Source organism: Streptomyces sp. NPDC088706, assembly GCF_044752765.1.
Classification (GTDB): domain Bacteria; phylum Actinomycetota; class Actinomycetes; order Streptomycetales; family Streptomycetaceae; genus Streptomyces.
This window is the reverse complement of sequence record NZ_JBIVLW010000003.1, coordinates 385,053-403,074: the sequence shown is the minus strand read 5'-3', so window position 1 is coordinate 403,074 and position 18,022 is coordinate 385,053. Positions and strand designations below refer to the sequence as shown.

The 18,022-nt window shown below is 72.0% G+C and carries 16 protein-coding genes, 1 tRNA gene and 2 pseudogenes; 8 read left to right on the top strand and 11 right to left on the bottom strand.

Annotated features, from left to right (window positions below):
* Positions 1-18 precede the first annotated feature (18 nt).
* The 3 genes from ACIQAK_RS11295 to ACIQAK_RS11285 form a co-directional block, all read right to left on the bottom strand.
* Positions 19-1,464 carry a Stp1/IreP family PP2C-type Ser/Thr phosphatase gene (locus ACIQAK_RS11295; protein WP_366388967.1) on the bottom strand — a complete coding sequence of 482 codons (1,446 nt, stop codon included), beginning with the start codon at positions 1,462-1,464 and terminating at the stop codon, positions 19-21.
* A gap of 135 nt (positions 1,465-1,599) precedes the next feature.
* Positions 1,600-2,118 (bottom strand): FHA domain-containing protein, encoded by a 519-nt coding sequence (locus tag ACIQAK_RS11290; RefSeq protein WP_366388665.1) that lies wholly within the window; start codon positions 2,116-2,118, stop codon positions 1,600-1,602.
* 10 nt (positions 2,119-2,128) lie between these two features.
* Complete coding sequence (locus ACIQAK_RS11285; protein ID WP_366388666.1) at positions 2,129-2,986, bottom strand: DUF3662 and FHA domain-containing protein; 858 nt, start codon at positions 2,984-2,986, stop codon at positions 2,129-2,131.
* A 315-nt stretch (positions 2,987-3,301) separates the two neighbouring features.
* Between ACIQAK_RS11285 and ACIQAK_RS11280 the strand changes: the two genes are divergently transcribed.
* Both ACIQAK_RS11280 and ACIQAK_RS11275 read left to right on the top strand, forming a co-directional pair.
* Positions 3,302-3,384 (top strand) — tRNA-Leu (locus tag ACIQAK_RS11280).
* Between the two features lie 338 nt (positions 3,385-3,722).
* Positions 3,723-4,556, top strand: coding sequence for a ScbR family autoregulator-binding transcription factor (locus ACIQAK_RS11275; RefSeq protein ID WP_366388667.1), 834 nt, complete (start codon positions 3,723-3,725; stop codon positions 4,554-4,556).
* Positions 4,557-4,590: 34 nt separating this feature from the next.
* On the opposite strand, the pseudogene ACIQAK_RS11270 reads toward ACIQAK_RS11275, so the two are convergent.
* Positions 4,591-4,995, bottom strand: a pseudogene (locus ACIQAK_RS11270) (NAD(P)H-dependent oxidoreductase); the annotation flags it as partial.
* A 436-nt stretch (positions 4,996-5,431) separates the two neighbouring features.
* On the opposite strand from ACIQAK_RS11270, the gene ACIQAK_RS11265 reads away from it, so the two are divergent.
* The 3 genes from ACIQAK_RS11265 to ACIQAK_RS11255 all read left to right on the top strand — a co-directional run bounded on the left by ACIQAK_RS11265 (position 5,432) and on the right by ACIQAK_RS11255 (position 8,401).
* Entirely contained in the window at positions 5,432-6,802 is a 1,371-nt protein-coding gene (locus tag ACIQAK_RS11265) for a DUF2252 domain-containing protein (RefSeq protein WP_401847996.1), read from the top strand.
* A gap of 293 nt (positions 6,803-7,095) precedes the next feature.
* Entirely contained in the window at positions 7,096-8,010 is a 915-nt protein-coding gene (locus ACIQAK_RS11260) for a J domain-containing protein (protein WP_366388669.1), read from the top strand.
* A gap of 46 nt (positions 8,011-8,056) precedes the next feature.
* Positions 8,057-8,401 (top strand): rhodanese-like domain-containing protein, encoded by a 345-nt coding sequence (locus ACIQAK_RS11255; protein ID WP_366388670.1) that lies wholly within the window; start codon positions 8,057-8,059, stop codon positions 8,399-8,401.
* A gap of 29 nt (positions 8,402-8,430) precedes the next feature.
* Here the strand turns inward: ACIQAK_RS11255 and ACIQAK_RS11250 are convergent.
* From ACIQAK_RS11250 to paaA, 6 genes and pseudogenes are all read right to left on the bottom strand, one after another.
* A pseudogene (locus ACIQAK_RS11250) lies at positions 8,431-9,584 on the bottom strand (acyl-CoA dehydrogenase family protein).
* A 92-nt stretch (positions 9,585-9,676) separates the two neighbouring features.
* Positions 9,677-10,735: a 2Fe-2S iron-sulfur cluster-binding protein gene (locus tag ACIQAK_RS11245; RefSeq protein WP_366388671.1), complete on the bottom strand. Its 1,059-nt coding sequence runs from the start codon at positions 10,733-10,735 to the stop codon at positions 9,677-9,679.
* Positions 10,736-11,233, bottom strand: coding sequence for a 1,2-phenylacetyl-CoA epoxidase subunit PaaD (paaD, locus tag ACIQAK_RS11240; protein WP_366388672.1), 498 nt, complete (start codon positions 11,231-11,233; stop codon positions 10,736-10,738).
* Entirely contained in the window at positions 11,227-11,943 is a 717-nt protein-coding gene (gene paaC / locus ACIQAK_RS11235) for a 1,2-phenylacetyl-CoA epoxidase subunit PaaC (RefSeq protein ID WP_366388673.1), read from the bottom strand. Before paaC ends, paaD begins: the two co-directional genes overlap by 7 nt.
* A complete protein-coding gene (paaB, locus tag ACIQAK_RS11230) occupies positions 11,940-12,230 on the bottom strand; it encodes a 1,2-phenylacetyl-CoA epoxidase subunit PaaB (protein WP_018513917.1) in 291 nt (96 codons plus the stop codon). The genes paaC and paaB overlap by 4 nt, the downstream gene beginning before the upstream one ends.
* Entirely contained in the window at positions 12,227-13,279 is a 1,053-nt protein-coding gene (gene paaA / locus ACIQAK_RS11225) for a 1,2-phenylacetyl-CoA epoxidase subunit PaaA (RefSeq protein ID WP_366388674.1), read from the bottom strand. The genes paaB and paaA overlap by 4 nt, the downstream gene beginning before the upstream one ends.
* A 115-nt stretch (positions 13,280-13,394) precedes the next feature.
* Here paaA and ACIQAK_RS11220 point away from each other — a divergent pair, with 115 nt between their 5' ends.
* From ACIQAK_RS11220 to ACIQAK_RS11210, 3 genes are read left to right on the top strand one after another with little or no spacing between them, the layout of a single operon-like run.
* Positions 13,395-14,192: a DUF5819 family protein gene (locus tag ACIQAK_RS11220; protein ID WP_366388968.1), complete on the top strand. Its 798-nt coding sequence runs from the start codon at positions 13,395-13,397 to the stop codon at positions 14,190-14,192.
* Positions 14,189-15,571 carry an HTTM domain-containing protein gene (locus ACIQAK_RS11215; RefSeq protein ID WP_366388675.1) on the top strand — a complete coding sequence of 461 codons (1,383 nt, stop codon included), beginning with the start codon at positions 14,189-14,191 and terminating at the stop codon, positions 15,569-15,571. The genes ACIQAK_RS11220 and ACIQAK_RS11215 overlap by 4 nt, the downstream gene beginning before the upstream one ends.
* Positions 15,568-16,314, top strand: coding sequence for a TrmH family RNA methyltransferase (locus tag ACIQAK_RS11210; protein WP_401847929.1), 747 nt, complete (start codon positions 15,568-15,570; stop codon positions 16,312-16,314). Before ACIQAK_RS11215 ends, ACIQAK_RS11210 begins: the two co-directional genes overlap by 4 nt.
* Here the strand turns inward: ACIQAK_RS11210 and paaN are convergent.
* Positions 16,311-18,011 carry a phenylacetic acid degradation protein PaaN gene (paaN, locus tag ACIQAK_RS11205; protein ID WP_366388676.1) on the bottom strand — a complete coding sequence of 567 codons (1,701 nt, stop codon included), beginning with the start codon at positions 18,009-18,011 and terminating at the stop codon, positions 16,311-16,313. The genes ACIQAK_RS11210 and paaN overlap by 4 nt on opposite strands.
* Between the last annotated feature and the right edge of the window lie 11 nt (positions 18,012-18,022).

Here is an 18,022-nt window from a genome sequence, read left to right as displayed (position 1 = left end):
TGAAGGCCCCCTACGGCTTTACTGCTTACCGCACTGCGGGACCAGCTTCTTCTCTTCCTCCGAGAGGCTGGGGCCGGGAGTGGGAGTCGCTGTGGTCGGCTTGGTCCCCGCGGTGGGGGGAGTGGCGGAAGTCTCGGCCTCGGCCGCGCGGCGCTGCGCGTTCTTCTTGCAGGCCGAGGCCTGGGCGGCGAGCTCGTCGACCTTCTTGCGGGCGTCGGCGATGCTGCCCTCGGCGATCGTCGCCTCGACCTGCTTGCGCTGGTAGGGCGGCAGGTACTTGAGCTCGATCTCGGGGTGGTCCTTCTCGACCTCGGAGAGCGAGATCCAGGCGAGGTCCTGGTTGATGCCCCGGAACAGCGCGACGTTCTCGTTCTGCGCGCCGACGTAGAACTGGGTCTGCGTCCAGCGGTAGCCGCCGTAGAGGCCACCGCCGATCACGGCCAGGGCCAGCACGGTGAAGACCGAGCGCTTGAGCCACTTACGGCCGCCGCGCGGCTTGGCGAGGTCGTCGTCGGTGTAGGAGTCGTACGAGCCGTCCGGCATGGAGCCGTAGCCGGAGTCACCGCTGCCGGGAGGGCCGAAGCCGCCCGCGGGGGGCGGGACGGGGCGGCCGAGACCGGCCGCGCGGCCGGCCGGGGTCTGCATGGCCCCGCCGTCGCTCAGCTGGGCCGCCTGGTTCTCCGCGACCGCGCCGACGACGACCGGGGTGTCGCTGAGCCGGCCGGCCAGGGTGTCGTTGTTGTCGACGTCCAGGACGTCGGCCACGATGCAGGTGATGTTGTCGGGGCCGCCGCCGCGCAGAGCGAGCTGGATGAGCTCCTGGATGGTCTCCTGCGGGCCCTGGTAGCTGGCCAGGGTCTCTTCCATCGTCTGGTGCGAGACCACGCCGGAGAGGCCGTCGGAACAGATCAGGTAGCGGTCACCGGCGCGGACCTCGCGGATGGAGAGGTCCGGCTCGACGTGGTCGCCGCTGCCCAGCGCCCGCATCAGCAGGGAGCGCTGCGGGTGGGTGGTGGCCTCCTCCTCGGTGATGCGGCCCTCGTCGACGAGGCGCTGCACCCAGGTGTGGTCCTGGGTGATCTGCGTCAGCACGCCGTCGCGCAGCAGATACGCGCGGGAGTCGCCGACGTGCACCAGGCCGAGCCGCTGGCCGGTCCAGAGCAGGGCGGTGAGCGTGGTGCCCATGCCCTCCAGCTGGGGGTCCTCCTCGACCATGACGCGCAGCTGGTCGTTGGCCTGCTGCACCGCCGTGGCGAGGGAGGTGAGGATGTCCGAGCCCGGTACGTCGTCGTCGAGCTGGACGAGCGTGGAGATCACCTCGGAGCTGGCGACCTCACCGGCCGCCTGGCCGCCCATCCCGTCGGCGATGGCGAGAAGGCGCGGGCCGGCGTAGCCGGAGTCCTCGTTCCCCTCCCGGATCATGCCCTTGTGCGATCCGGCGGCGAAGCGCAGCGACAGACTCATACGCACCTGCCCGGTCGACGCCGCGTCGGGGTACAGCCTGTCTCGAGCCACACTGCCCACCCTCCGGTCGGGAACCGGGCAGCGTCCGTCGTCCGGGCCGCCGCGGCTCGCTCGCTCCGCTCGCTCATTGTCGTACTACTTCCGCAGCTCGATGACGGTCTTGCCGATACGGATCGGCGCGCCCAGCGGAACGGGCGTCGGGGTGGTGAGCCGGGTCCGTTCCAGATACGTGCCGTTGGTGGACCCGAGATCCTCCACGATCCACTGGCCGTCCCGGTCCGGGTAGATCCTGGCATGCCTGCTGGACGCGTAGTCGTCGTCCAGCACGATCGTGGAGTCGTGGGCCCGGCCCAGGGTGATGGTCTGGCCCTGGAGCGCGACCGTGGTGCCCGTGAGGGTGCCTTCGGACACGACCAGCTTCGTGGGTGCCCCGCGGCGCTGGCGCCCGGGCTGCTGGCGCTGCTGGGGCGGCGCCGCTTGTTGTTGTTGGCGGGCCTGTTGCGGGCGCGCTTCGGCAGCAGTGCGGCGTGAGCCGCGCTGCGTGACGCGCGTTCCGAACAGGTCGCTGCGAATGACCTGGACGGCCACGATGACGAACAGCCACAGAACAGCCAGGAAACCTAGCCGCATGACCGTCAGGGTCAGCTCTGACATTGCCCCCGCTTCACCCTTCGGCTTGCCGGTAAACGATGGTGGTGCTGCCCACGACGATCCGCGAGCCGTCGCGGAGCGTAGCGCGGGTGGTGTGCTGCCCGTCCACCACGATGCCGTTGGTGGACCCGAGATCCTGGATCGTCGAGGGCGTTCCGGTCCGGATCTCACAGTGCCGGCGCGATACGCCGGGGTCGTCGATCCGCACGTCGGCGTCGGTGGATCGTCCCATCACCAACGTCGGGCGGGAAATCTGATGGCGGGTGCCGTTGATCTCGATCCAGCGCCGCACCTGGGCGTCCGGCAGTGCGCCGGGCCCGGTCGGCGGGCGCCGGTCGGCGGTGGGGGCCGCGGGCCGTCCGCCGCCCGGCGGCGGGGCCGCGGGCATCGGCGGAGCGGCGGCCGGCGGGTAGCCGTAGCCGCCGCGGGCCTGCGGAGCGGAGGGGCGCCCGGGAGCGGGCCGCTGGGGCGGACCGGGCTCGTTCATCTGTGACGAACTCGACGCCAGGGTGCGGCTGCGTACCCGGTAGAGACCCGTGTCGAGGTCGTCGGCCTTCTCCAGGTGGACCTTGATCGGCCCCATGAAGGTGTAGCGCTGCTGCTTGGCGTAGTCGCGCACCAGGCCGGACAGCTCGTCGCCCAGCTGCCCCGAGTACGGGCTGAGCCGCTCGTAGTCGGGGGTGCTGAGCTCGACGATGAAGTCGTTGGGGACGACGGTCCGCTCGCGGTTCCAGATCGTCGCGTTGTTGTCGCACTCCCGCTGGAGTGCGCCCGCGATCTCGACCGGCTGCACCTCGGACTTGAAGACCTTGGCGAAGGTGCCGTTGACCAGCCCCTCAAGGCGCTGCTCGAAACGCTTCATGACCCCCATGGGGCACCTCCTCCGGTGTCATCGTCCCTGTACTGCTTACTGATCGTATCCACGCGTCGGGAAATCGGCTGGTTCCCCTTCTCTGCCCTGTGGATGAGTGTCACCCCTCACACGGATCGTAGAGGTGGCCTCCTCACAGTGTCCCGCACACGCGGTGCTCTCTGGAGGAGTGGGGGCGTCGGCTCCGCGTTCCCGTTTCCCGTCCTGGGATCGGCGAAACAACGGATGTGATCCCACCCTGTTCAGCGTGCTAATCTTCCGGATGTCGCCAGGCGCTCGCACCACACGGTGAGAGAGCCCGGAAGTACCACTTTTGCGCGAGTGGCGGAACGGCAGACGCGCTGGCTTCAGGTGCCAGTGTCCTTAGGGACGTGGGGGTTCAAATCCCCCCTCGCGCACGACGGCAGTTGCTTGCGACTGTTGCAGGTGATTCGAGAGAACCCCCGCTTCGGAGAGATCCGGAGCGGGGGTTCTTCGTGTTCCGTCCTGTTCCTTCTTGTCCCGTCGGCTGTGTCGGTGACGGGGCGGCGGGGTAAACAGCCAGCGCGGTCGGTATGGCCCGTCGGAGCCCGGGACCGGAGGCGGGAGGTGGGCGCTCCGGTGCGGTTTCTGGAGCGGTTTCCGGACAGACCGATGGTCGGTGAGGCGGCACGCATGCATACGCTGACCGCAGAGGCTGGATCGACGGCTGCTCGGCAGTGAAGGGCTGAGCGCACAGAACGACCCGGAGGCAGGAATGGCGAAGCAGGCTCGCGCGGTGCAGACGTGGCGGTCGATCGTGGATGCCGCGGCGAGTGTCTTCGACGACTACGGCTACGAGCGCGCCGCCATCTCGGAGATCCTCCGCCGGGCCAAGGTGACCAAGGGCGCGTTGTACTTCCACTTCGCGTCCAAGGAGGCCATCGCCCAGGCGATCATGGACGAGCAGACCTCCACGGTCGAGTTCGCCCAGGAGGGATCGCCGCTCCAGTCGCTGGTGGACGGCGGCCAGCAGTTCGCCTACGCCCTGCGCCACAACGCGATGGCGCGTGCCGGGACCCGCCTCTCCATCGAAGGTGTCTTCCTGGGCGGACCTCACCCGTGGGGCGACTGGATCGACGCGACGGCCCGGATGCTGGAGCTGGGCAAGGAGCGGGGCGAGGTGCTGCCCCATGTCGATCCGATGGTGTCGGCCAAGGTCATCGTGGCTTCGTTCACCGGTATCCAGCTGATATCGGAAGCCGACTCCGGACGCGCCGATCTGCGCGAGCAGGTGGCCGAGATGTGGCGCCACCTCCTCCCCTCGATCGCCCACCCCGGTGTCATCGCCCACATCAAGCCGGAGGGCCGGGTGGACCTCGCGGCCCAGGCGCGCGAGAAGGCGGAGCAGGCGGAGCGGGAGGCCCGGGAGATCGCCGCGGCGGCGGAGGCGGCCCGTGGGTCGGCGGCGGCCGGCCGGAACAGTGGCGGTTCCCGGAGTGGTGGGGCCGGTCGCGGTACGCGGGACCAGGCCGAGGGGGAAGGCGCCGACGAGCCTGCCGGGGCGGACGAGCCTGCCGGGGCCGGCGCGACCACCGGCGGGCGGATCTGACCGGAGGCTGTGCTTCGTTTCACGTGAAACGACCGGTTGCCTCCGCGAGCGGGATCAGGTCGGCCATCGACGGCTGGGTGTGGGCGAGGGTCAGCTCCGGGACGATGAAGTCCACCTCGGCGGAGAACATGCTCGTGAGCAGCTTCTCCAAGTAATTCTGGACAAATTCGAAGTCCTCGCGCGGGGTGCCCGGGGCTTACGAGCCGCCGGCGTCCGCCGCCGCCGGCTCCTCGGGCAGCTCCCGGCGCAGCGGGTCGCCGGCGCCCGCCACCACCGCGGCCGCGTCCAGGTGGGGTACGGGATCGGCGGCGAGGTGGCGGTGGACGACGGCCCCGTCCGGGTTCTGGTCGAGCCAGGCCTGGGCGAACGCGGTGGTGACGTCGCGGGAGGCGGAGCCCTGGGGGAGGACGGCGGAGTCGAGGTGCAGAAGCGTGGTCATGGGGATCTTCAAGGAGCTCGGGCAGTGGGCGGACACGTACCTCGCGGAACCCGAGCCGGGGACCGGCTGCTGAGAGCCGCTGCCGGTTGCTGACGGACGCGGGAGCCGTCGGTGGGGCTGCCGAGAGCTGCTCCGGAGTTGTCCACAGGGGCGGGCGGCCGCGGAGGAACGGCGGTACGGTCGTGCTCGGTCGGAGAGCTGACGAGGGTGGGGGAGGCGACGCTCCATGGGCGTCATCGAAGGCATGGACGTGGGCGGCGGCGCGGGTCTCGGCGAGGCCGGCGGTGAGGGCGCGGCACCGGAACGGCGGGGTCTGGGGGTGGATGCCCCGGAGGAACGGACGGCCTTGGGGGCGGATGCCCCGGCGGAACAGCGGGCCCTCGGGGCGCATGCCCCCGTGGGACAGCGGGGTCTGGGGGCGGATGCCCGTATTCCGGTGGTGCCCGGGTTCGCCCGGCGCGGCGAGGCGGGTTCACCGCGAGCGGCGGGCAAGGCGCTCCGCGCCCGGGTTCCGCGCTCCGCGCACAGGGAGCTGGTCCTGCCGTCGGACCGGCCCGACGCGGTGCGGGCCGTCGAGGATTCCAACCTCGGCCGGGTGCCGGGGCTGGCGCCGATCCGGGTGGGGCGGATGGCCGCCTCGCCCTTCGCCTTCCTGCGCGGCTCGGCCGGGCTGATGGCCCACGACCTGATGGGTACCCCGGTCACCGGCGTGGGGGCTCAGCTCTGCGGTGACGCCCACGCGGCCAACTTCGGTCTCTACGGCGATGCCCGGGGCAACCTGGTCATCGATCTGAACGACTTCGACGAGACCGTCTTCGGCCCCTGGGAGTGGGACCTCAAGCGGCTCGCCACCTCGCTGGTCCTGGCGGGCCGGATCGCCGGGGCGGACGAGGACACCTGCCGCAAGGGCGCCTTCGACACCGTCGGCGCCTACCGGCGCACGATGCGGCTCCTGGCGCGGCTGCCCGCGCTCGACGCCTGGAACGCCATCGCGGACGAGGAACTCGTCTCGCACACGGACGCCCGCGATCTGGTCGGTACCCTGGAGAAGGTCTCGGAGAAGGCCCGCAGGAACACCAGCGCCCGCTTCGCCGCCCGGTCCACGGAGGACTGCCTCGACGGGGGCCGGCGCTTCGTCGACGCCCTGCCGGTGCTGCGCCGGGTGCCGGACGCGGAGGCCGCGGCGGTGGCGGCCGGGCTGGGCGGCTATCTCTCGACGGTTTCCGAGGACCGGGTGCCGCTGCTGGCGCGGTACGCGATCCACGACGTGGCGTTCCGGGTGGTCGGCACCGGCAGCGTCGGGACCCGCTCGTACGTGGTGCTGCTGCTCGACCACCGCGGGGAGCCGCTGGTCCTCCAGGTGAAGGAGGCGCGGCCGTCCGCGCTGGCCCCCCATCTGCCGGCCGTCGGCTTCGACGCGCCCGCGGAGGGGCACGAGGGCCGCCGGGTGGTGCTCGGCCAGAAGCGGATGCAGGTCGTCAGCGACATCCTGCTCGGCTGGACGGATGTGGACGGCAGGCCGTACCAGGTACGCCAGTTCAGGAACCGCAAGGGCAGCGTCGATCCCGCCGCGCTCACCGTCGAGCAGGTCGACGACTACGGCCGGATGACCGGCGCGCTGCTGGCCCGCGCACACTCCCACAGCGCCGATCCCCGGCTGCTCGCGGGTTACTGCGGCAAGAACGAGGAGCTCGACGCGGCGATCGCCGACTTCGCGGTGACCTACGCCGACCGTACGGAGGCGGACCACGCGGAGCTGGAGCGGGCGATCAAGGCGGGCCGGGTGGCGGCCGAGCGAGGCGTATGAGGGGGCCGTGGACCCGGGCGCCTGCCGTGGCGGTCTCGGGGCCATGGCTGTGCGGCCTGGAGTGCGCTGTCCACGGGGCGTGCGGTCCACGGGGCGTGCGGTCCGGGGCCGGTGCGGTCCGGGGTGTGCGGTCCACGGGGGGCGCGGTCCGGGGTGTGCGGTCCACGGGGGGCGCGGTCCGGGGTGTGCGGTCCACGGGGCGTGCGGTTCGGGGTGTGCGGTCCGCGGCTCGTGTGGCCCACCGCCGGGGCCGTGCGGTTCGGGCCGCGCGGCCGTGGCCATACGCTGGACGGGTGACCCACGAAGCCGCCGGGGGGCCTCCCACCCGGAACGATGAAGACCGGCAGGACGACGACCGGCCCGCCGAGCCGCGGCCGACGCCGGAGACGCAGGGCGCCCCGGCCGGGGCGGCCGGTGACCCGCAGGACGCCGCGCCGCGCCCCGAGGCGCGGTTGGCCAGAGCCGTGCAGGCGGCCGAGCTGGCGCTGATCGAGTTCGAGATCGCGGTGGAGACCTTCCGGGTGGAGGTCGAGAACTTCTCCCGGCTGCACCACCAGAAGCTCGGCCCGATGTACGCGCGCCTCGACGAGCTGGACGCGCAGATCGCCGAGGCGCGGGCCGCGAAGAGCGGTGACCCCGAGGACCTGCGCAAGGCCAAGGAGGCGCGGGACATCGTCATGCCGATGCCCGGCGTCGACGAGCTCTTCCACGACTGGATGGACTCCGACGGGCTCTCCCCCGATGCGTCGGCCATGCTCACCGAGCAGCCGGTGCGGCCGCCGAAGCGGGTCAGGCCGAGCGAGGAGGCCCGCAAGCTCTACCGGGAGCTGGCCCGCAGGGCCCACCCCGACCTGGCCCAGGACGAGCCGGAGCGGGAGCGCAGGGACGAGTTCATCACCCGCGTGAACGCCGCCTACGGGCGCGGTGACGTCGAGTTGCTCAAGGAGCTGGCGGCGGAGTGGGCGGCGGGACCGGCCCGGCCGCTCACCCCGCTCGGCGAGAGCGAGGAGCTCTACGCCCGGCTGGAGTGGCTCAGCCGGCGTAAGGAGCTGCTCACGCTGCTCGCCAAGGAGCTGGAGGACAGCGCGATCGGCTCGATGCTGCGGATGGCCCCGGACGACCCGGACCAGCTGCTGGAGGACATCGGGGACCAACTGCTGGGCGAGGTGTCCCGGCGGGAGGCGGAGCTCGCGGAGATGGTGCAGTAGCGTTCCCGGTGACTCTGCCGCGTACGTACGAGAGAAGGCATGACCCATGAATTTCGCCCCGCTGCCCTCGGTGGATGTCGCGGAGGTGCCGTCGGACGGCCTGGTCCTGGACGTCCGCGAGAACGACGAGTGGGCGGCCGGTCATGTCGAAGGTGCGCTGCACATTCCGATGAGCGACTTCGTGGGCCGGTTCGGTGAGCTGACGGAGGCCGCCGAGGACGGTCGGCGCGTCCATGTGATGTGCCGGGTCGGCGGGCGGTCCGCCCAGGTCACGCAGTACCTGGTGCAGCAGGGGATCGATGCCGTGAACATCGACGGCGGCATGCTCGCCTGGGACGGGGCCGGGCGCCCCATGGTCACGGACAACGGGGCCTCGGCCTTCGTCCTCTGACGCCCGCGCTCGCGGGCTCCTGAACCGCGTCAGCCCAGGGGGTGGGCGGCCAGCAGGTCGCCCAGCGCCTCCTCGTGGGCCGCCGCCGGGCCGAGGGAGAGCTCGATCTGCTTGGCCCAGGCGTGATAGCGGTGCAGCGGGTAGTCGGTGTCCGCGCCGAAGCCGCCGTGCAGGTGCTGAGCGGTCTGCACGATGCGGCGCACCCCGTCGGAGGCCCAGATCTTCGCCACGGCGATGTCACCGTGGCGGGCAGCGCCCCCTCGGCGTCGGTGGAGATCCGCCAGGCGGCCTGCCAGAGCGTCACCTCCATCGCCCGCAGGTCGATGTACCGGTCGGCGGCCTGCACCGCCACCGCCTGGAACGTGGCGACGGGAAACCCGAACTGCTCACGCTTGCCGGTGTACGCGGCGGTCATGGCGAGCACCCGCTCACCCAGCCCGAGGGCCAGCGCGCAGGTCCCCGTGGTGAGCATGACCCGCAGCCAGTCCCAGGCACCGGGCGCGTCGATCAGTTCGCGGGCGTCGACACGTACGCCGTCGAGCCGGACCTCCGCCAGGCGCTCGCCGCTGGTGGAGACCTGGTCCGCCAGGGTGACGCCGTCGCTGGTGGGGTCCACCACGGCGAGGACGGGCCGGCCCTCGGCGGTGTGAGCGGGGACGGCTATCCGGTCGGCCGCCTGGGCCCAGGGGACCGCCGACTGCACGCCGTCGAGCACCCAGCCCGCAGGCGCGGTGTCCCCGGCCTCTCCCTCTGGCCGTGCGGTGACGGCGCGTTCGGCCGGATCGTGGCCGGTGCGCCCGTTCGCCCCGGCGGTCAGGACCAGCTCGCCCCGGGCGGCCCGGGGCAGCAGCTCCGCCGCGAGGGCGCGCTCGCCGTACCGCTCGACGGCCATCGCCACCGCGCAGCTCTCCAGCAGCGGAACCCTGGCCAGGACCTTGGCCGCCTCGCGCAGGACCAGGCAGAGCGCCACCGGGTCGAGCCCGGCGCCCCCGTACTCCTCGGAGACTGTGAGGCCGAGCAGGTCAGAGCTCGCCAGCTCTCCCCACAGTCGGCGGTCGATGTCCTCGGCCACGGCACCCGGGCTCAGCGAGGGGCTGGGCACACGGTCGGGGACGACGCCGGAGAAGACCGCCCGGGCCGCTTCCACGGCCGCCTGCTGTTCCTCGGTGAAGGTGAAGTCCACTGTTCCAACCTCCCGTTGGCGGTACCTGACGGCCCGTCAAGATAGAACAGGTTCTAGGAGAAGGGAACAGGTTCTACGGGGAGGAAACAGCGTCAGCGGTCGAAGTCCAGCTCCACCTCCGGGGTGAGCGGATGCGACTGGCAGGCCAGCACGAAACCCGCTTCCGTCTCCTCCGGCTCCAGAGCGAAGTTCCGCTCCATTCGGACCTCTCCCGAGACGAGGAACGCCCGGCAGGTCCCGCACACCCCGCCCTTGCAGGCGTACGGAGCGTCCGAGCGGCTGCGCAACACCGTCTCCAGCAGCGACTCCGCGTCCTTCACGGGCCAGCTGCCCGACCGCCCGTGCAGGGTGGCCGTCAGTGTGGAGTCGGAGGGGGCGGTGACCTTGACCACCGTGACGTCCGACGGGCCGTCGTCGACGTGGAAGATCTCCTGGTGGATCCGGGTCCGGTCGACGCCCAGCGCGCGCAGGGCCTTCTCCGTCCCCCGTACGAGGCCCAGCGGTCCGCACAGGAACCAGCCGTCCACCGCCGCCACCGGAAGCACCGCCGGCAGCAGCGAGGTGAGCCGCTCGGTGTCCAGCCGACCGGAGGGGAGCCCGGCCGACTGCTCCTCCCGGGAGAGCGCGGTGATCAGCTGGAAGCGGTCCGGATAGCGGTCCTTGAGGTCGGCCACCTCGTCCAGGAACATCGTGGAGGCCGCCGTACGGTCGCTGCGGATCAGGCAGAACCGGGCCTTCTCCTCCTGGGCCAGGAGGGTTGCCGCCATCGACAGCACCGGCGTGATCCCGCTTCCGCCGACCACCGCCGCGAAGAGACCCGGACGGGGCCTCAGGACGAAGCGGCCCATCGGAGGCATGGCCTCCACCTGGTCCCCGACGGACAGCTTCTGCAGGGCGTAGGTGGAGAACGCCCCGCCCTCGACCCCGCGGATGCCGACCCGCACCACCGGTTCGGCGGGCTGCTCGGTGGCCGGTGCGCAGATCGAGTACGAACGGCGGATCTCCTTGCCGTCCACGCTGAAGCGCACGTTCAGGTGCTGGCCCGGGGTGTGGCGGAAGGTCTCGCGCAGCTCGGCCGGCACGGCGAAGGTCACGGCCACCGCATCGTCCGTGATCCGTTCGATCGCGCTGACCCGGAGCGGATGGAACATCTACAACTCCTTGAAGTGGTCGAACGGTTCACGGCAGGCGACGCAGCGGCGCAGGGCCTTGCACGCCGTGGAGGAGAACCGGCTGAGCAGCTCCGTCTCCGTGGAGCCGCAGTGCGGGCAGCGCACCGAGAGCGTCAGCGGCACCGGAGAGCCGTCGGCGCTGTGGGCGCGCGGAGGCGCTATGCCGAACTCGGCCAGCTTGCGGCGCCCTTCGGCGCTGATGTCGTCGGTCGACCACGCCGGTGCGAGCACCGTCACCACGGAGACCTCCGGCACGCCCCTCTCGTGCAGCACCCGCTCGATGTCGGCGGACATGGCCTCGATCGCCGGGCAGCCGGTGTACGTGGGGGTGAGCCGCACGGTCACCCGGCCCGGGCCCTCCACATCCACGCCCCGCAGGACGCCGAGCTCGGCCAGGGTCAGCACCGGGAGCTCGGGGTCCGGGACGGAACCTGCGAGGGTGCGCAGCTCCGCCTCCAGCGGGGTGTCGGTCACCATGACGCCCCCGGGTGGCTGCGGTGCAGGTGCTGCATCTCGGCGAGCATCCGGCCGAACGGCTCGGTGTGCAGGCCCTGCCGCCCCGCGCCCGCCGCCCAGGCCCCGGTCCGCGGCCCGGTCGGGAGCGTCAGCGTGGCCCGCTGCACGGTGTCGGTGACGGCGGAGAGCCAGCTGCGCTCCAGCTCCTGCCAGTCGACGCCTGAGCCCGCGGCGTCCACTCCTTCCACCGGCTGGAACATCTCGCCGGTGAAGCGCCAGAGCGCCTGCAGGCCCCGCTGCGTCCGCTCATGGCTCTCGGCGGTGCCGTCGCCGAGCCGCATGATCCACTGCTCGGCGTGGTCGCGGTGGTAGGCGACCTCCTTGACGGCCTTCGCCGCGAGGTCGGCGAACTCGCCACCCCCGGCCGCCAACCGCTCGTACAACAGGTGCTGGTAGACCGAGAAGTAGAGCTGCCGGGCGATGGTGTGGGCGAAGTCCCCGTTGGGCTGCTCGACCAGCTGGAGGTTGCGGAAGGACCGCTCCTCGCGGAGATAGGCCAGCTCGTCCTCGTCACCGACGAGCGAGAGCAGCACCCGCGCCTGGCCGAGCAGGTCCAGGGCGATGTTGGCGAGGGCCACCTCCTCCTCCAGGACGGGGGCGTGGCCCGCCCACTCCCCCAGCCGGTGCGAGAGCACCAGCGCGTCGTCGCCGAGGGCGAGGGCCGCGCTCACAGGTGCTTCACCCCGTCCGGGATCTCGTAGAAGGTCGGGTGGCGGTAGGGCTTGTCGCCGGCCGGCTCGAAGAACGAGTCCTTCTCGTCGGGGGAGGAGGCGGTGATCTCCGTGGACGGGACGACCCAGATCGAGACGCCCTCGGAGCGGCGGGTGTAGAGGTCGCGCGCGTTGCGCAGGGCCATCTCGGCGTCAGGTGCGTGGAGGCTGCCCGCGTGGGTGTGGGACAGCCCGCGCCGCGAGCGCACGAACACCTCCCACAGTGGCCAGTCGGTCGAGCTGCTCATGCCGTCTCCTCCACGTGCTGTGCGGTCCGGGTGGATGGGGTGGTGTGCTTGGCGGCGTACGCTGCGGCCGCGTCCCGGACCCAGGCGCCCTCCTCGTGGGCCCTGCGCCGCTGGGTGATGCGCTGTTCGTTGCACGGGCCGTTGCCCTTGAGGACCTCCTGGAACTCCGTCCAGTCGATCGCGCCGAAGTCGTGCTGGCCGCGCTCCTCGTTCCACCGGATGTCGGGGTCCGGCAGGGTGAGGCCCAGCGCCTCGGCCTGGGGCACGCAGATGTCCACGAAGCGCTGCCGCAGCTCGTCGTTGGAGTGCCGCTTGATCTTCCAGGCCATCGACTGCTCGGAGTGGGCCGACGCGTCGTCGGGCGGGCCGAACATCATCAGGGACGGCCACCACCAGCGGTCCACCGCGTCCTGGGCCATCGCGTGCTGGGCCTCGGTGCCGCGGCTGAGGGCGAGCAGCAACTCGTACCCCTGGCGCTGGTGGAAGGACTCCTCCTTGCAGATGCGGACCATCGCACGGGCGTAGGGGCCGTAGGAGCAGCGGCAGAGCGGCACCTGGTTGGTGATCGCCGCGCCGTCCACCAGCCAGCCGATCGCGCCGACGTCGGCCCAGGTCAGGGTGGGGTAGTTGAAGATCGACGAATAGCGCTGGCGCCCGGCGTGGAGCTTGTCGAGCAGCTCCTCGCGGCTGGTGCCCAGCGTCTCGGCCGCGCTGTAGAGATACAGGCCGTGTCCGGCCTCGTCCTGCACCTTGGCCATCAGGATCGCCTTGCGGCGCAGCGAGGGCGCGCGGGTGATCCAGTTGGCCTCGGGCTGCATGCCGATGATCTCCGAGTGGGCGTGCTGGGCCATCTGGCGGACCAGTGTGGCGCGATAGGCCTCGGGCATCCAGTCGCGCGGCTCGATGCGGTCGTCGGCGGCCACGGTCGCGTCGAAGACCGCGAGGCGGGCCTCGTCCACCGCGTCCGAGGCCGTGCCTGCGACCTGACCTGCCGCTTTCGCCGTGCCTGAGGTGCTCTGCGTCGTCTGGCCCGCAGTCACTGCCGCCATCCCGGACTCCCTACCGACCGATCGTTCGGTTCATTGACTTCAATGGTCGGTCGGAGGCCCGTAGGGTGTCAACCCTGTGGATAACTGAGTGGTGATCGACGGTGAGCGGGGCGGGATGGATGCGGACCACGGCGGGAGCTCCGGTGGCGGGGATTCCGGCAGCGTGCACGAGGGCGTCCGGCGCCGGGCCGTCAGCCACGGACCTGCGGAACCGGAGGCTCCGGAAACCGTTCCGGCTCGTCCCGGGCCCGGCGTGGGCATAGCCGGGCTGTCATTCGGCCACCAGGTCGTCGCCGCGCTGGCCCTCTCCCTCATCGGGCTGCTGGCCTGCGCACAGGTGTCGATGGTCTTCCTGCACGTCGCCCCGTCCAACACGCTGACCAAGCAGCACGGCAAGTCGGTCGACGAGTGGATCTACCCGGAGTTCGAGCAGAACTGGAAGCTCTTCGCGCCCAACCCGCTCCAGCAGAACGTCGCCGTCCACGTCCGGGCCGAGGTGGCCGGGGCGGACGGGCGCCGCACCACCGACTGGATCAGCCTCACCGACGCGGACGCCGACGCGATACGCGGCAACCTCCTGCCCAGCCATGTGAACCAGAACGAGCTCCGCAGGGGCTGGGACTTCTACGTGAACTCGCACGACGACCGGAACCGGCCCAACGGCCCGCGCGGCGACCTCTCCGAGCGCTACGTCCGGCGCATCGCCATGCTGCGGCTGGACGGGGTCGAGCTGGGCGGCGCGGTCGAACGGATCCAGATCAGGTCGGCCACCAGGCTGATCGCCCCGCCCTCCTGGTCCACCGAGAAGGCCGGCACCCGGCCCAGCTACCGCGTACTGCCCTGGTGGAACGTGACCGCCGACGATCTGCCCGCACCGCGTGACGCGGCGCGCGGCGAGGAGGGTGAGCAGTGACCGCCACCCCGCCCCCCGCACCACCGGCCGACCGGCCCGCGCCCGTCCCGGAGCCCGGCGCGCCGGACCGGATCGCCGCCGCAGGAACGGCTCTGGCCCGCGCCCTCCAGCGCATCACCGCCTCCGCCCTCGGCCCGTACCAGAGCGCCGTCATCCGGATCGGCTTCGCCGCCACCTACCTGTTCTTCCTGCTGCGCGAGCTGCCGCACCGCCACGAGCTGTACGGCCCCGACAGCCCGTGGCACTGGGACCTGGCCCGGCAGCTCACGGCGGGCAACGACGCCTTCTCCGTCCTCCTGTGGTCGGACAGCGCCCTCTGGTTCGAGGTGGTGTACGCGCTGACCGTGCTGTCGGCCGCCGGCCTCCTCCTGGGGTGGCGCACCCGCGTCACGTCGGTCCTCTTCATGGTCGGCGTGCTCTCCGTGCAGAACCGCAGCGTCTTCATGGGCGACGGTGGCGACAACGTCATCCACCTGATGGCGATCTACCTCGTGCTGACGCGCTGCGCCCAGGTCTGGTCGCTGGACGCCCGGCGCTCCGCCCGCGACGCGGAGCGCGGCACGCTCGGCCTGCCGCCCCGGCGGGACGTCGTGGGGCCGCTGCTCTGGGCGGTCCTCGGCCCGGCCCTGCTGACCGCCACCGTGATGGAAGGCCTCGGCGGGACCTGGTGGTTCCCGGTCCTGCTGTGGATCCTCTGGCTCTCCGCCGCCGCCTGGTGGGCCGCGAACCGCTACGCCCCGCACGGGCAGCAACGCGCCCTGCTGGACGTGCTGGCCAACCTCGCCCACAACGCCACGCTCGTCGTGATCATGGTGGAGGTCTGCCTGATCTACGCGACCGCCGGCTGGTACAAGATCCAGGGCTCGCGCTGGCAGGACGGCACCGCGCTGTACTACCCGCTCAAGCTCGACTACTTCGCCCCGTGGCCCGCCCTCTCGGACGTGCTCGCCTCCAGCGGGGTGATGGTGATGGTGCTGACGTACGCGACGGTCATCGTCCAGGTCGCGTTCCCGTTCACCCTGTTCAACCGGCGGCTCAAGAACGTCCTGCTGGTCATCATGATCGGCGAGCACGCCGGGATCGCGCTGCTGCTCGGACTGCCCTTCTTCTCGATGGCGATGATCGCGGCGGACGCGGTGTTCCTGCCGACGGTCTTCCTCGTCTGGCTGGGCGGCCGGGCCGCGCTGGGCCGGCGGCGGCTGCTCGCAAGGCTGCCCCTGTCCGCCCGGTCCCGGAAGGGGCGGGAGGCGCCGGGCGCCGCGGAGGTTCCCGGCGCACGGCCGGTGGCCGACGCGGCCGGACCGGGGGGCGGAGGCCGCGGCGGTCCGGGGGAGGCCCCGCCGCACGGTGCCGGCGGGGGCCATACGCTCGTCGGGTGAGCAGCGAGACCGGCACGGCCGGCAGTACCCCAGAGCCCGCGCCCGTGGACCCCTCGGCACCGGAGCCCCCGCCCGTGGACCCCGTCCCGGCCGAGCCCCTCCAGTACGACGACGGCTACGGGCAGGTGATCGGCGTCGGGCCGCACCCGCTGCCGTGGCCCGAGGGCGAGCGGTACGACCCCGAGCTGCTGGCCCACGGCGACCGGCGCAACGTCGGTGACGCCTACCGCTACTGGACGCGGGAGGCGATCGTGGCCGACCTCGACCTGCGGCGGCACGACTTCCACGTGGCCGTGGAGAACTGGGGCCACGACTTCAACATCGGCTCGGTCGTCCGGACCGCCAACGCCTTCCTGGCGAAGGAGATCCACATCGTGGGCCGGCGGCGCTGGAACCGGCGCGGCGCGATGGTCACCGACCGCTACCAGCATGTGCGCCACCACCCGGACACGGCGGACCTGACCGCGTGGGCCGCGGCCCAGGGGCTGCCGATCATCGGGATCGACAACCTCCCCGGCGCCGTACCGCTGGAGCGGACCGAGCTGCCGCGCCGGTGTGTGCTGCTGTTCGGGCAGGAGGGGCCGGGCCTGACCGAGGAGGCGCGCGAACACGCCTCGATGGTGTGCTCGATCGCGCAGTTCGGCTCGACCCGGTCCATCAACGCGGGGGCCGCGGCGGCGATCGCGATGCACGCCTGGGTGCAGCGGTACGCCGATGTCCCCGATCCCCGGGACACCCCCTAGGCCTGGCGGCGCACCTCCACCACACGGAAGCGGTTGGCGACGAAGGCCGCGTCGCACAGGGCCGCGTTGGCCGCCGGGTTGCCGCCCGAGCCGTGGAAGTCGGAGAACGCGGCCGTCTGGTTGACGTAGACCCCGCCGGTCAGGTTCAGCGAGAGCTGGGCCGACTCGTCCAGGCAGACGTCCTCGATCGCCCGCTCCACCTCGGCGGAGGTGGTGTAGGCGCCGACCGTCATCGCGCCCTTCTCGCGGATCGTGCGGCGGAGCAGCTCCACGGCGGCGGGCGTCGACTCGACCGCCACGGCGAAGGAGACCGGGCCGAAGCACTCCGAGAGGTAGGCCGCGTCCTCGTCGGTCTTGGTCCCGTCGAGCTTGACCACGACCGGCGTCACGACGACGGCGTCAGGGAAGTCGGCGCTGGCGACCGCACGCGAGGGCAGGGCGACCTCACCCAGCTCACCGGCCCCCTCCACCCGCGCCTTGACGTCCGGGTTGACCAGGGCGCCGAGCAGGGCCGCCGCGCGGGCGTCGTCGCCGAGGAGGCCGGTGACGGCCGCCGCGATGTCGGCGACCACGTCGTCGTAGGACTTGGCGCCGTCGTCGGTGGTGATGCCGTCGCGGGGGATCAGCAGGTTCTGCGGGGTGGTGCACATCTGGCCGCTGTAGAGCGAGAGCGAGAACGCCAGGTTGCCGAGCATGCCCCGGTAGTCGTCGGTGGAGTCGACGACGATCGTGTTGACGCCGGCCTTCTCCGTGTAGACCTGCGCCTGGCGGGCGTTGGCCTCCAGCCAGTCGCCGAAGGCGGTGGAGCCGGTGTAGTCGATGATCCGGATCTCGGGGCGGACCGCGAGGGTCTTGGCGATGCCCTCGCCGGGCCGCTCGGCGGCGAGCGCGACCAGGTTGGGGTCGAAGCCCGCGTCGGCCAGCACCTCACGGGCGATCCGCACGGTGAGCGCCAGCGGCAGCACGGCCCTGGGGTGCGGCTTCACCAGCACCGGGTTGCCCGTGGCGAGCGAGGCGAACAGGCCCGGGTAGCCGTTCCACGTGGGGAAGGTGTTGCAGCCGATGAGGAGCGAGATCCCGCGGCCGGTCGTGGTGAACGACTTGGTCAGCTTGAGTGGATCGCGCTTGCCCTGCGGCTTGGACCAGTCCGCGGTCTCCGGTGTGCGGACCTGCTCCTGATAGGCGTACGCGACGGCTTCCAGACCGCGGTCCTGCGCGTGCGGGCCGCCCGCCTGGAACGCCATCATGAAGGCTTGACCACTGGTGTGCATCACGGCGTGGGCCAGCTCGTGGGTGCGGGCGCTGATCCGCGCCAGGATCTCCAGACAGACCAGGGCCCGGGTCTCGGGACCCGCCGCCCGCCAGGCGCCGGTGCCGGCCCGCATCGCCGGGAGCAGGACGTCCACATCGGCGTGCGGATACTCGACGCCGAGCTCCGGGCCGTACGGCGAGGTCTCCCCGCCCGTCCAGCCGTCGGTGCCCGGCTGGTCCAGGTCGAGCCGGGTGTTCAGCACCGCGTCGAACGCGGCTTTGCCCTCAGCCGCCCCGAGACTGCCCGGAGCGCCGCCCTCGCCGTAGGCCTTCGGGTGCTCGGGGTGCGGTGACCAGTACGCGCGGGTACCGATCGTGTCGAGGGCCTGGTCGAGCGTGGGCCGGTGGGTCTCGGACAGCTGCTGGGGGGTGAGCGCGGCGGCCATGGCGGACCAAC

Excerpts from the sequence above, each read along its gene's own strand:
- paaA (WP_366388674.1), bottom strand. The coding sequence starts at position 13,279 with ATGGCGGCAGTGACTGCGGGCCAGACGACGCAGAGCACCTCAGGCACG.
- ACIQAK_RS11220 (WP_366388968.1), top strand. The coding sequence starts at position 13,395 with ATGGATGCGGACCACGGCGGGAGCTCCGGTGGCGGGGATTCCGGCAGC.
- paaB (WP_018513917.1), bottom strand. The coding sequence starts at position 12,230 with ATGAGCAGCTCGACCGACTGGCCACTGTGGGAGGTGTTCGTGCGCTCG.
- ACIQAK_RS11290 (WP_366388665.1), bottom strand. The coding sequence starts at position 2,118 with ATGTCAGAGCTGACCCTGACGGTCATGCGGCTAGGTTTCCTGGCTGTT.
- ACIQAK_RS11245 (WP_366388671.1), bottom strand. The coding sequence starts at position 10,735 with ATGTTCCATCCGCTCCGGGTCAGCGCGATCGAACGGATCACGGACGAT.
- ACIQAK_RS11255 (WP_366388670.1), top strand. The coding sequence starts at position 8,057 with ATGAATTTCGCCCCGCTGCCCTCGGTGGATGTCGCGGAGGTGCCGTCG.
- paaD (WP_366388672.1), bottom strand. The coding sequence starts at position 11,233 with ATGGTGACCGACACCCCGCTGGAGGCGGAGCTGCGCACCCTCGCAGGT.
- ACIQAK_RS11275 (WP_366388667.1), top strand. The coding sequence starts at position 3,723 with ATGGCGAAGCAGGCTCGCGCGGTGCAGACGTGGCGGTCGATCGTGGAT.
- ACIQAK_RS11295 (WP_366388967.1), bottom strand. The coding sequence starts at position 1,464 with ATGAGTCTGTCGCTGCGCTTCGCCGCCGGATCGCACAAGGGCATGATC.
- ACIQAK_RS11285 (WP_366388666.1), bottom strand. The coding sequence starts at position 2,986 with ATGGGGGTCATGAAGCGTTTCGAGCAGCGCCTTGAGGGGCTGGTCAAC.
- paaN (WP_366388676.1), bottom strand. The coding sequence starts at position 18,011 with ATGGCCGCCGCGCTCACCCCCCAGCAGCTGTCCGAGACCCACCGGCCC.